Here is an 11,907-nt window from a genome sequence, read left to right on the forward strand (position 1 = left end):
TGGTTTTTGCAAAAGGAGGATGACATGATTTGGAGTTTTTTAGGATTTCTTGCCATTTTTGTGGCTATTGGTGTGAGTTCTGTTTTTTTCAGTCGTGGCACTAAGAAAGATTATTACCTGGCCAGTAGTGACATTCCTCCTAGTCTTGTTGGTTTATCTGCCGTAGCCACAAATAATAGTGGTTATATGTTTATTGGCGTGATTGGTTATACATACGCCACAGGTCTCGCTTCCATCTGGATTATGATTGGCTGGATTTTAGGCGATCTGATCGCATCTACTTTTGTTCATTCCCGTCTGCGTCGTGCCACCAGTGACAGTGCTGAACCGAGTTATGCCGGTGTATTAAGTAACTGGTATGGACAGAATGATATTGTCCTGCAGCGACTCATTGCGCTGATTTCTCTAGTGTTATTGCTAGCTTATGCTGGTGCTCAATTGGTTGCTGGCAGTAAAGCTTTGCACGTTTTATTTGGCTGGCCTACCTACACCGGCGCGATTATCGGCGCCATTATGGTGACCTTATACTGTTTTGCTGGCGGAATAAGGGCGTCTATCTGGACAGATGCTGCTCAATCGGTGGTGATGATTGTGGCGATGAGTTTAATGTTGTTCATTGCAGTAACCACATTGGGTGGACCTTCAGCCGCGATCGTTGAAATGGATAAGGTCGATGGTTTTCTATATTTGTTCCCTCAGGATTTAGTGATTCCCGGTTTAACGGGTGGTGTCTTATTTGCCCTGAGTTGGATGTTTGCTGGCTTTTCAGTCATTGGTCAGCCGCATGTGATGATTCGTTTTATGGCTTTGAGCCATGGCAATAAAATGATGAGAGCACGTTTATGGTACTACTTGTGGTTTACAGCATTTTATTGTCTTGCTACCGGGGTAGGTATGTTATCTCGTGTTTATCTTGGCGATGCAGGTTCTTTTGATGCCGAGTTGGCTTTACCCAGGATGGCTATGGAATTATTGCCTCCCGCTCTAGTCGGTTTGGTGCTTGCTGGTGTGTTTGCTGCGACAATGTCGACCGCTGATTCACTTGTTTTAAATTGTTCGGCAGCAGTAACCCATGATTTATTGCCACATAACATAGAAAATACCTTGATTCTGAAGTTGAGCACGATTGGCATTGTCACGGTTGCCTTGCTGTGGGCATTAACCAGTTCAGAGAGTGTATTCAGTCTGGTCATTTTTGCCTGGTCTGGTCTGGCGAGTGCATTTGCTCCCTTGCTTATTACTCTATGTATGGGGTTCAGACCGAGTCAACGACTTAGCATTATTGCCATGTTAATTGGTTTATCTGTGGCTTTATTGTGGCGCTATTTTGGTTTGCACAATGCTGTTTACGAAGGCCTGCCGGGCATCATGAGTGGTTTGCTGATATTGGCTGCTGGACTTGTCTGGAAAAAAAAGACAGTGGGTACGACACATAGAGTCGTTTCTGATTCTTCATCTTAGTTAGGTTGATTTGATATGGGGGCAAGTAAGTCCTCTTTCAGATCTGTATCAAAAGGGTCAGCACCAAACCATATCTGATAGTAGGATTCTGCCAGTGTGGATGACGGACTATGGGAGAGCTGACGGCCGTTTTTAAATAAATACAAACCGTCTTGTGTTTGTCTTATATCGTAACTATCACCTGCATTAACATCTTCATAAGCAGCATTAAACTGTTGTAACTCTGTCTCAATATTTCTGTATTCAGCTGCTGTTAGATTACGCTTCAGTAGCGTTTCCGATGCCTCAATAAAATCACTGCTTTTAATGCTACGGTGATAAAGAAAAGAGAGTTGTTTCTCGCCACGAATTTCAGGCAGTTTACTGCAATCAGGACGATATATGGCGGCATCAGCGACATCGATAAATGCCATCACACTAATCGCGGTTTCATGACATTTTTGTAATGATGGCGATGTGTCTACCACTGAATCAGGAAAGCTATTGTTTGCCGATGTCACGCTTGGGAAAAGTATTGCCATAATCATGGGGAATAGTTTGAGCATCATCAGTTTGCTTTCCTGCTCTGTAGAAATGAAACAAGCCTGCATTACAATCTTCACACTGTGAATTTAAGGTGAAACCGCACCAGTACTTGTTTCACATCAAATTCACAGATTGCTCAATACGCTATTTCCATGTTTGAAGGACTGATATGAAATCGCTCAGATACTGGTTTGATAGTAAATACGACAAGGTGAATGCCACGGTCGATAACACGATTGATTGGTTTAGAATCATACCGTTTATCGCACTGCATTTAGCCTGTCTCGCTGTTTTTTGGGTGGGCGTATCACCTGTTGCTCTGATAACCGCTGCTCTGTTGTATTTCATCAGAATGTTTGCCATCACCGCTTTTTATCACCGTTATTTTGCTCACAAGTCATTTAAAACAAGTAGGCCGGTACAGTTTATCTTTGCGGCGATTGGTGCTTGTTCAACACAACGTGGTCCCATCTGGTGGGCTGCCCATCATCGTCAACATCATCGCCATGCTGATACCGCATCGGATCCGCATTCACCGAATGATGGTTTTTTATGGAGTCATCTCGGCTGGTTTCTGACAAAGCGTTACTTTCAGGCGGACTATCGCCTTGTGAAAGATTTGACGCGTTATCCTGAGTTACGCTGGCTCGACAGGTTTGATATTGCGATGCCAGCCATACTGGCGATAGCCTTATTTGGCTTTGGTGAATGGTTAAACTGGATCAAACCTGAGTGGCAGACCAATGGCTGGCAGATGCTTGTGTGGGGTTATTTCATTTCAACCGTTGTGCTGCTTCATGCAACTTTACTCATCAATTCTCTGGCCCATAAATGGGGTAAACGCCGCTATAACACCGAGGATGGTAGCCGAAACAATTTTTGGCTGGCGTTATTAACACTGGGGGAAGGCTGGCATAACAATCATCATTATCATGCGTCATCGGCCAGACAAGGCTTTTATTGGTGGGAAATTGATATCAGCTTCTATTTACTTGTTTTAATGAAAAAACTAGGGCTGATATGGGATATGCGAACCATTTCAGCTGAAAAGCGTGATCACCGAGCTGGTATACGGGTGATTAAATGAAAATTGCGATTGTTGGTGGCGGGATTTCTGGGGTAACAGCCGCATGGTATTTAGCTAAACAGCATGATGTTAGCTTGTTTGAAGCTAATGATTACATTGGCGGACACACCGATACCCATCAAATTGATATCGCCGGTAAGACGTGGTCCGTAGACACTGGCTTTATTGTTTTTAATGAATACAACTATCCCAATTTCAGCCAGTTATTACGTGAGTTGGAAGTGGATGCCTTTGACACTGAAATGAGCTTCAGTGTGCATAACGTTGATACCGGCTTGCACTACAATGCCACCAATCTCAATAAATTATTCTGTCAGCGTAAAAACCTCGTCAACCCCAACTTTTATCGCATGATTAGGGATATTGTGAGATTTTATAAACAATCTCCCGATATTCTTAAACAGCCGAATAATACTCAAACAGTTGGCGAGTATTTGAAAAAACATCATTACAGTGATGTTTTTATTCATGACCATCTGATTCCCATGGCCTGTGCATTGTGGTCCGGGCCTTCTGTCAGTCTGCTGGAAATGCCAGTACGGTACCTGATTGCCTTTATGGCTAACCACAAGATGTTATCGCTGATCAGACGTCCACAGTGGCGTGTTGTTGATGGTGGATCAAATCAGTATATAAACCAATTTATTAAAAGGTTTTCTGGGCAGATTCATCACAGTTCAGCCGTTGAAAAAATTCAGCGTATCGATAACGGTGTGATAGTGACAGTCAATGGTCAAGAACAGTCATTTGATGCTGTTGTATTAGCTTGCCACTCCGATCAGGCCTTATCAATTCTGGCCGACTCCAGTTATGACGAGGCCACCGTCTTGGGCAATATCGACTATCAGAAAAATCATATGCAATTGCATACAGATGAGTCAGTGTTGCCGCCTAACAAAGCGGCCTGGGCAAGCTGGAATGTATATGTGAGCCCTGCGCTACAAGAGAAGTGCACGGTTTCTTATCACATGAATACCCTGCAAAAATTAGAGGCTCCCGTGGAGTTTGTTGTATCTCTCAACTCTGCAGAGCGTGTTGATCCTGAAAAAGTATTGGTGGAGCGCCATTACGCTCATCCGGTGTATAACGAAAAAACCATGGCTGCACAGCAACGCTGGGCTGATATTTCTGGCCAGCGCCAAACCTACTTTTGTGGCGCTTATTGGGGATGGGGATTCCATGAAGATGGGGTTCGCAGTGCTCTAAACGTTGTGCAGCAAATTAACGGGAAGGCTGAATAAGATGTTTTCCACAGCATTAATGAAAGGAGAAGTCAGCCACACCCGTGTAAGCCCGAAATTTCATCAATTTCGCTATCCCATCGCTATGTTAATGCTCGATGTTGATGAGATTGCTTCCACCTTTGAGGAAAATCGCTGGTGGTCTGTTGAGCGGTTTAATCTAATCAGCTTTAAGCGTAAAGATTATCTTGGCAGGCATTCCGGTGATTTAAAAACTACCGTTGAGTCATTCATTTTTAAACGTACCGGAGAACAATTCTCGGGCAAGGTTTATCTGCTGACACACCCCCGTTACCTCGGTTTTGTCTTTAATCCGGTGAGTTTTTACTTTTGTGTTAATCATCAGGGACAGCTGGAATATGTACTCGCTGATATCAATAACACACCATGGGATGAACGTTATTGTTATGTTTTAAAAGCGGAGAAAAATACGCATTCACAGTCGGTCATTTCTGTATTTGATAAACAATTCCATATCTCGCCTTTTATGCCGATGGATATTCAATATGAATGGCGTTTTTACTGGCGTGACGATGCGTTGAGTATCGATATGCATTTGTTTCGACACAATGAAAAACAGTTCACAGCCGACATGACCCTAAAAGCCGAGGCTCTCAGCCAAAAGGCCATGTCACGATTACCTTTAGATTTTCCTATGCAGACCGTCAAAATAGTTTGGCGAATCTACTGGCATGCGCTAAAACTCTGGCTACGCAGAGTGCCTTTCTATAGTCATCCACACACATCATCAGAAAATCATCGCGATCGAGATAAAGCTTCTTTGAAGGATAAATCATGACACCACCAATTCATGCAAACCGACAAAATTCTTTGAGAATCAGCCCATTTCATCGTCTTTGTATGCACCTTCTTTGTAAGCAGCTAGCGCGTTTTGAAGAAGGATTTTTAGTGATTGAAATGGCTGACCTAAGACTTGAGTTTGGTGACCCAACGGCTGAATTAAAAAGTCATATTTTTGTTATACATCCGCATTTTTTTGAAGCAGCGGTATTAGGCGGTTCAGTCGGTGTGGCTGAATCGTATATGGATGCCGAATGGCAAACGGATGATTTAACCCGACTAATACGTTTATTTGTCAGAAACCGTCATCTGGTGGATGGCATGGAGCAGGGAATAGCCAGACTGGCGGGGTTATTAATGCAAGGTGTGCATTGGCTGAGAAAAAATACTCGTGCTGGCAGCCGCAAAAATATTGCCGCCCATTACGATCTGGGTAACGACCTGTTTGAGTTATTCCTGGATCGTGAGCACATGATGTATTCGTCTGCACTTTATTATGATTCAGCTGAGAGTTTAGAGCAGGCACAAAGTAATAAACTCGCGCGCTTATGCGATAAGTTGGATTTACAGCCTGACGATCATTTACTGGAAATTGGCACAGGCTGGGGCGGATGTGCTGTTTATGCTGCCCTTCATTATGGCTGTCGGGTAACCACCACAACTATTTCTCAGCAACAATACGACTACGCGATTCGTCGTGTTCGTGAATATAACCTGCAAGACAAAGTCACCGTATTACTGGAAGACTATCGGGATTTAGAAGGGCAGTACGACAAGCTTATTTCGATAGAAATGGTTGAGGCTGTAGGCCATCATTTTATTGATGAATTTTTTCAGCGTTGTAGTGATTTGTTAAAAGCCGACGGTATCGCCGTGATTCAGGCAATTACACTGGAAGACCACCGTTATCAGCAGGCTGTTAAGTCGGTCGATTTTATTAAGCGATTTATCTTCCCCGGTAGTTTTATTCCTTGTGTCAGTGTCTTGGTGAATTCAGCAGCAAAAGCGGAAATGAAACTCAGTAATCTGGAAGATATCGGTACAAGTTATGCCAAAACTCTGCAGATATGGCGTGAACGTTTCTTCGATAAACTCGATGACGTCAAGGTGATGGGTTACGACGATCGCTTTATAAGAATGTGGGAGTTTTATCTTTGTTACTGCGAAGGTGGTTTTATTGAACGCAGCATCAGTGATGTTCATTTAGTTTTCAGTAAACCAGGAAACCGACAGCCATCGTGGATTCCCGGACGTGGCTAATATCTTTAACTTTATTGCTTTTCAGTTGGTCTGGTTTATCAGTATCTTCTCTGCCGCTGCTGAGAGCAGCCGTTATGCGCTGATAGCAACCGCCCTATTTATTATTATCCAGCTCTGGCTGAGTCCATGGAAAAAAACGGATATCAAGCTGATTTTATTGGGGCTGATAGCAGGGATGCTGTTAGACAGTATCTGGCTGAATACGATGCTAATGAACTATGCCGATAAAACCTTTGTTTATCTTGCTCCCTGGTGGATTGGCTGTTTATGGATCAACTTTATGTTGACCTTGAATCATTCGCTGAGCTGGCTACAACAAAAGCCTGTTTTATTAGCGTTATTGTGCATAGTGGCGGCTCCTTTATCTTACTATGCCGGCAGTGAAGCCGGCGCTGTCACGCTCAATACGCCATTTCTGGCATTAGCTCTGGTATCGATAAGCTGGGCTATCTGGATTCCTGTTCTAATGCGTTTTGCAAATCATTGGCGAGAAAGAGAGGAGGCAGAACAACATGCTTGAGCTGAGTCTTTTAATCGCCAGCATCACCATGCTGATAGGCTGGATTTATGAAGGGAAAACCAATAATGCCGGTGTGGTGGATGTGCTCTGGTCGGCACTGATGGTGTGTTTGCCCATTATGTATGCCTGGCAGATGGACGGTGACATTGTATTAAGAATTGCCAGTGCAGCATTAATGAGCCTTTGGTATTTACGCTTATTTGTTCATCTTTCAGCACGTGTTTTTTCAGAACCTGAAGATGGTCGTTATCGCTATCTTCGCGACTATTGGGGGGATAATACCCACCGCAATCATTTTTTCTTTTTCCAGTTTCAGGCCGTATTAGCATGGGGATTTACCTTACCGATTTGGTGGCTGGCACAGGTTGAGACGTTTCAAATCATTTGGCTTGTGCTTGCCTTTATTTTGGCCATTGGTGCCTGGGTAGGCGTATATATCGCTGATAAACAACTGGCCGAGTTCAGACAAAACCCGGCTAATAAAGGCAAGGTTTGCCAACAAGGTTTGTGGTTTTATTCTCGTCATCCCAATTATTTTTTTGAATGGTGTCACTGGTTCTGTTACCCGGTCATGGCCATTGGCATGGTTGGTGGTGAGTGGTTATGGCTAATGCCCGTGGTGATGTTTGCCTTTTTGTATTTCATTACCGGTATTCCCTATACCGAACAACAAGCTATCAGAAGTCGCGGTGAGGCTTACCGTCAGTATCAACAAACAACCAGTGCATTTATCCCTTGGAGAAAGAAAAATGGGCATGATTGATTTGGCAGAAAAAAAGTGGTTTCCGGATAGCCTGATTCGCATAGGGATACGGCAATTATTGAAACAGCGCTTAAAAGATGAATCTGCCTTTGAACCGGATAAACTCAGTCAGCGTAAACAACACTGTATTGAACAATTAAAACGAAGTCCAATAGCGATAGAAACACAGGCGGCCAATGAACAACACTACGAAGTGCCGGCCGAGTTTTATAAAGAAGTGCTGGGTAAACGCTTTAAGTACAGCGGTTGCTATTGGACCAACAGTTGTCTGACGCTCGATGATGCCGAAGAAGCGATGCTGGATATTTACCTGCAGCGAGCCGAGCTCAAGAATGGACAGCAGATCCTTGAACTGGGCTGTGGCTGGGGATCGTTAACAATTTATATGGCAGAAAAGCTGCCGTTTGCCAAAATTACTGCCGTGTCTAATTCTAACTCACAAAGAAAATATATCGAAAAACAATTACACGAGCGGGGACTAAGTAATGTTCAGGTAATCACCTGTGATGTCAATGAGCTGGAACTGGACCAGCAATACGATCGAGTAGTGTCGGTGGAGATGTTCGAACACATGCGTAATTATCAGCGCTTATTCGATAAGATTGCTCATTGGCTAAAACCGCAAGGTAAGTTATTTGTTCATATTTTCTGTCATCGAGAAGTGGTTTATCCCTTTGAAACGGAAGGGGACGATAATTGGATGGGACGCTATTTTTTTACCGGTGGTTTAATGCCATCTGCTGATACCTTATTGTATTTCCAGTCTGAACTGTCCATAGAGCAGCAGTGGTTGATCAATGGCAGCCACTATCAGAAAACAGCCGAGGCCTGGCTGGAAAATACCGATAAAAATGAGGCCAATGTGTTACGTTTATTCCAGCAAGTCTATGGGGATGAGGCTGATACCTGGTTACAGCGCTGGCGTTTGTTTTTTATGGCATGTGCCGAATTATTTGGCTTTGATAATGGTAATCAGTGGTTAGTGGGGCATTATCTTTTTGTGAAAAATGAGTAACTGATGGCGAAAAATAAAACCACCCTTCATGCCAAGTTAATCAAAGTCTTCCTGATACAGGTTGCATTAATCAGTCTGGTGACCGTCGGCGGCATCTATGCTGCCAAAGTGATGGTGGAAGGGATGTTGGTTCGCAAAGCCTTAGAGGGCGAAGCTCAGCACTTTTGGGAAATGCGAGAGCAAAACCCCAATTTCTCTCCACCCGATACCATGAATTTAAAGGCTTACCTGAGCACGAATGGCGATTATTCCTCTTTACCTAAAGATTTGATTCACCTGTCACCAGGTTATCAGCGCACAAAAGTGAATCAGGAAACACCAATTGTTTATATAGAAGATAAAGGTAATCAGCGACTTTATCTTATTTTTGATGAAGTGAAAGTCTCTCGTCTGGCCTTATTGTTTGGCATATTGCCGCTGGCGGGGGTCTTAGTCGTGTTATATATCCTGGCATGGATAGCTTATCGTCAATCCCATAAAGCCGTATCCCCAATAGTGAAGTTAGCTAAGTCAGTGAGACAAGCCGAAATCAGATATGGCAGTCTCCCTGATTTTGATTTGCAGGAATTGCGTGATATTCCTGATGATGAAGTGTCGAGTTTAGTGGGAGCGCTGGATCAATTTACTCAGCGCCTTGAACTGTTTATTGATAGGGAACGTCATTTTACCCGTGATGCCAGCCATGAATTGAGGACACCGATTGCTGTTATCCGAAGTGCGATGGAATTACTCGAACGTCGCTATGATGTCGCTAATGATAAAACGATGCGACGGGTATATCGTACTTTATATGATATGGAATCGTTGATTGAAACCTTACTAATCCTGGCCAGAGAAGAAAAGGCGGTACTGCCGGTTCAGGATGTTGATATTAACTCGATGGCATTGAAACAGCTGGATACGCTTGAGTCTTTATTCAAAGATAAAGCGGTGAGTGTCAGCGTTGATGAACAAGCGAAATTAGTCGTGAAGGCACCTGAATCGGTTGTTTCTATTTTGATGAGTAACTTACTGCGTAATGCCTTTAATTACACTCCCCAAGGAAATATAGTGATAAAAATCTGGGAGCAAGGTTTTTCGATCACCGATAGTGGTGTCGGCATGAGTGAACAGCAAGTCAAAAATGTGTTTGAGCCTTTTTATCGGGGAGAGGGGAATAATAACGAGAAGGGCTATGGTTTGGGCATGACCATCGTAAAACGCTTGTGTAATCGCTATGACTGGCATCTTCGCGTTACCAGTGAATTAGGCAAAGGCACGGAAGTGAGTGTGCATTTCCCTAAATCACAGATAGAAATCTAGTCTTTACAAGTCTTTTTCTTCACATAACTTATAACCTACACCAGGAATGGTGTGCAGCAAATGCTGCTGATACGGTTTATCAATCAGTTTTCTGAGATTATAGAGGTGGCTACGTAATGTATCGCTATCCGGTGTGTCTTCACCCCAGATTTCGGTTTCCAGCTTTTCGCGGGTGACCAGCTTGGGTGACTCACGCATCAGAATTTTTAGAATCTGCAGCATGATCGGCGAGAGCCGAATTGTTTCACCTTCTCGAGTGACGCGCATGGTTTTCGGATCAAACACCATATCAGCAATCTGTAATGATTTTGTATCCATCTCACCCCGATGGCGGCGGATATGCGAGATCAATCTTGCTTCCAGCTCTTTCATCTCAAATGGTTTGATTAAATAGTCATCAGCGCCGTATTCAAAGCCACTCAATTTATCATCTAGTGTATCTCTGGCTGTCAGCATGACTATGGGCATGTCCAACTGTAGCTCACCGCGTATACGTTCACAGACTTCAAATCCATCGATGCCCGGCATCATCACATCCAACACAACAGCATCATAGTGGTTCTGGCTGCATAGCTTTAATGCGGTCAAACCATCAGCGGCAAAATCGACCGTCATGCCGCCTTCCTCTAAAAAGTCCCCGACATTCGCCGCAAGATCCTGATGATCTTCGACAATGAGTACGGTGGCTGGGTTAATCTTCATCTCTTCGTCCTTACTATTTATCGGGTGCAGCGTAAGCATAACGTATTGATGTATGCGGTTTGTGAAAAAGTCATTATTTTGTTTAGGAATAATCTAAAAATACAATTGACTCATTAAATAACAATCATTATCATTAACATCCAAGACTTAAAGAATAGGCACTACAATGATTGTATGTATCTGTAACAATGTGAACTCAGACACCATTACCGAGGCGATGGAGTCCGGTGCAAACACGCTGCATCATATTCGTGAACAGACGGGTGCATCTGCATGTTGTGGTAAATGCCAATTTAAAGTCAACCGTATGTTGAATGACTTCGAACAGACTGATGTTATGGCTTCAGCTTGTTCAGGCGAAGGCTAATCTTCCCGCAATCTGTTTTTAACTCATTTTAATCCTTAGCGATTCTTATTATTACCATCAGTCCAATCTGTAACAGTTAGCTGTTTCCAGCAAGGCCAAGTTCTTTCTAGTCATCTAAGCTAAGTTGATAAACACTAAGGTGTTTTTGATTTTTATCCCGAAAAATCTCACTTAACGGATTTCGTCTACTGCGACGGATATATTTCAATCTAGATGATAATAATTCCGATTTTATTTTTAAAACAGTCGTTTAGCTTTGACATTTGAAAAAGACAAACGATAATCATGGCAACTTTATACAAAAATGAGGGGTTGTTATGAAAGGCGATAAAAAAGTTATCGAATATTTAAATAAAGTATTAGGAAATGAACTGGTAGCCATTAACCAATATTTTCTTCATGCCAAAATGTATAAAGATTGGGGCTTACATAATCTATACGAACATGAATATCATGAGTCGATAGATGAAATGAAACACGCTGACAAATTAACCGAGCGTGTTTTATTTTTGGAAGGTCTACCTAACCTGCAGGATCTTGGTGCACTGCGTATCGGTGAAAACACAAAAGAAATGCTGGAAAGTGATTTAGCTCTAGAATTAGACGCTATTCCGGATCTACAGGAAGCGATTAAATATTGTGAGTCAGTGGGTGACTACGTTACCCGTGATTTATTCCAGGATATTTTAAATTCAGAAGAAGAGCATGTTGACTGGTTAGAAACACAGCTTGGTCTGATTGAGAAAATGGGTCTACAAAACTACCATCAAGCACAAATTGTTAAAGAAGCAGAATAATAACTAACGCATTATCCAATTACATAAACCCGAACATGACAAAGTCTGTTCGGGTTTTTTTATATT

General features: G+C 42.9%; 13 protein-coding genes. 11 read left to right on the forward strand and 2 right to left on the reverse strand.

Annotation, left to right across the window (positions count from 1 at the left end):
• Positions 1-24 precede the first annotated feature (24 nt).
• Entirely contained in the window at positions 25-1,461 is a 1,437-nt protein-coding gene (locus tag QQL60_RS03000; protein WP_284722379.1) for a sodium/proline symporter, read from the forward strand.
• Here the strand turns inward: QQL60_RS03000 and QQL60_RS03005 are convergent.
• A complete protein-coding gene (locus QQL60_RS03005) occupies positions 1,458-2,009 on the reverse strand; it encodes a chalcone isomerase family protein (RefSeq protein ID WP_284722380.1) in 552 nt (183 codons plus the stop codon). The two genes, QQL60_RS03000 and QQL60_RS03005, sit on opposite strands and share 4 nt — an antisense overlap.
• 146 nt (positions 2,010-2,155) lie before the next feature.
• Here QQL60_RS03005 and QQL60_RS03010 point away from each other — a divergent pair, with 146 nt between their 5' ends.
• The 8 genes from QQL60_RS03010 to QQL60_RS03045 are packed head-to-tail and all read left to right on the forward strand — an operon-like array spanning position 2,156 to position 9,975.
• On the forward strand, positions 2,156-3,073 hold the full coding sequence (locus tag QQL60_RS03010) for an acyl-CoA desaturase (protein ID WP_284722381.1): 918 nt from the start codon (positions 2,156-2,158) through the stop codon (positions 3,071-3,073).
• Positions 3,070-4,314 carry an NAD(P)/FAD-dependent oxidoreductase gene (locus QQL60_RS03015; RefSeq protein ID WP_284722382.1) on the forward strand — a complete coding sequence of 415 codons (1,245 nt, stop codon included), beginning with the start codon at positions 3,070-3,072 and terminating at the stop codon, positions 4,312-4,314. Before QQL60_RS03010 ends, QQL60_RS03015 begins: the two co-directional genes overlap by 4 nt.
• A gap of 1 nt (position 4,315) precedes the next feature.
• A complete protein-coding gene (locus QQL60_RS03020) occupies positions 4,316-5,113 on the forward strand; it encodes a DUF1365 domain-containing protein (RefSeq protein WP_284722383.1) in 798 nt (265 codons plus the stop codon).
• Positions 5,110-6,375: an SAM-dependent methyltransferase gene (locus QQL60_RS03025; protein ID WP_284722384.1), complete on the forward strand. Its 1,266-nt coding sequence runs from the start codon at positions 5,110-5,112 to the stop codon at positions 6,373-6,375. The genes QQL60_RS03020 and QQL60_RS03025 overlap by 4 nt, the downstream gene beginning before the upstream one ends.
• Positions 6,368-6,895: a DUF2878 domain-containing protein gene (locus tag QQL60_RS03030; protein WP_284722385.1), complete on the forward strand. Its 528-nt coding sequence runs from the start codon at positions 6,368-6,370 to the stop codon at positions 6,893-6,895. The genes QQL60_RS03025 and QQL60_RS03030 overlap by 8 nt, the downstream gene beginning before the upstream one ends.
• Positions 6,888-7,658, forward strand: a complete 771-nt coding sequence (locus QQL60_RS03035; protein WP_284722386.1) for a DUF1295 domain-containing protein — start codon at positions 6,888-6,890, stop codon at positions 7,656-7,658. Before QQL60_RS03030 ends, QQL60_RS03035 begins: the two co-directional genes overlap by 8 nt.
• Complete coding sequence (locus tag QQL60_RS03040; RefSeq protein WP_284722387.1) at positions 7,645-8,673, forward strand: SAM-dependent methyltransferase; 1,029 nt, start codon at positions 7,645-7,647, stop codon at positions 8,671-8,673. Before QQL60_RS03035 ends, QQL60_RS03040 begins: the two co-directional genes overlap by 14 nt.
• 3 nt (positions 8,674-8,676) lie before the next feature.
• Entirely contained in the window at positions 8,677-9,975 is a 1,299-nt protein-coding gene (locus QQL60_RS03045) for a sensor histidine kinase (RefSeq protein ID WP_007145555.1), read from the forward strand.
• A gap of 3 nt (positions 9,976-9,978) precedes the next feature.
• Here the strand turns inward: QQL60_RS03045 and QQL60_RS03050 are convergent, their stop codons facing one another.
• The gene (locus QQL60_RS03050) at positions 9,979-10,677 is read right to left on the reverse strand and encodes a response regulator transcription factor (protein WP_007145554.1); all 699 of its coding nucleotides are present in this window, start codon (positions 10,675-10,677) and stop codon (positions 9,979-9,981) included.
• Positions 10,678-10,843: 166 nt separating this feature from the next.
• On the opposite strand from QQL60_RS03050, the gene QQL60_RS03055 reads away from it, so the two are divergent.
• Positions 10,844-11,044 carry a (2Fe-2S)-binding protein gene (locus tag QQL60_RS03055; protein ID WP_007145553.1) on the forward strand — a complete coding sequence of 67 codons (201 nt, stop codon included), beginning with the start codon at positions 10,844-10,846 and terminating at the stop codon, positions 11,042-11,044.
• A gap of 317 nt (positions 11,045-11,361) precedes the next feature.
• Positions 11,362-11,841, forward strand: a complete 480-nt coding sequence (gene bfr / locus QQL60_RS03060; RefSeq protein WP_007145552.1) for a bacterioferritin — start codon at positions 11,362-11,364, stop codon at positions 11,839-11,841.
• Positions 11,842-11,907 lie beyond the last annotated feature (66 nt).

Origin of the sequence: Methylophaga thalassica (assembly GCF_030159795.1) — a bacterium.
GTDB lineage: Bacteria > Pseudomonadota > Gammaproteobacteria > Nitrosococcales > Methylophagaceae > Methylophaga > Methylophaga thalassica.

What these genes read in the sequence shown, in the direction of transcription:
- QQL60_RS03010 (WP_284722381.1), top strand. Translation starts at nt 2,156, where the DNA reads ATGAAATCGCTCAGATACTGGTTTGATAGTAAATACGACAAGGTGAAT.
- QQL60_RS03020 (WP_284722383.1), top strand. Translation starts at nt 4,316, where the DNA reads ATGTTTTCCACAGCATTAATGAAAGGAGAAGTCAGCCACACCCGTGTA.
- bfr (WP_007145552.1), top strand. Translation starts at nt 11,362, where the DNA reads ATGAAAGGCGATAAAAAAGTTATCGAATATTTAAATAAAGTATTAGGA.
- QQL60_RS03005 (WP_284722380.1), bottom strand. Translation starts at nt 2,009, where the DNA reads ATGATGCTCAAACTATTCCCCATGATTATGGCAATACTTTTCCCAAGC.
- QQL60_RS03045 (WP_007145555.1), top strand. Translation starts at nt 8,677, where the DNA reads ATGGCGAAAAATAAAACCACCCTTCATGCCAAGTTAATCAAAGTCTTC.
- QQL60_RS03055 (WP_007145553.1), top strand. Translation starts at nt 10,844, where the DNA reads ATGATTGTATGTATCTGTAACAATGTGAACTCAGACACCATTACCGAG.
- QQL60_RS03035 (WP_284722386.1), top strand. Translation starts at nt 6,888, where the DNA reads ATGCTTGAGCTGAGTCTTTTAATCGCCAGCATCACCATGCTGATAGGC.
- QQL60_RS03040 (WP_284722387.1), top strand. Translation starts at nt 7,645, where the DNA reads ATGGGCATGATTGATTTGGCAGAAAAAAAGTGGTTTCCGGATAGCCTG.
- QQL60_RS03050 (WP_007145554.1), bottom strand. Translation starts at nt 10,677, where the DNA reads ATGAAGATTAACCCAGCCACCGTACTCATTGTCGAAGATCATCAGGAT.
- QQL60_RS03025 (WP_284722384.1), top strand. Translation starts at nt 5,110, where the DNA reads ATGACACCACCAATTCATGCAAACCGACAAAATTCTTTGAGAATCAGC.
- QQL60_RS03015 (WP_284722382.1), top strand. Translation starts at nt 3,070, where the DNA reads ATGAAAATTGCGATTGTTGGTGGCGGGATTTCTGGGGTAACAGCCGCA.
- QQL60_RS03000 (WP_284722379.1), top strand. Translation starts at nt 25, where the DNA reads ATGATTTGGAGTTTTTTAGGATTTCTTGCCATTTTTGTGGCTATTGGT.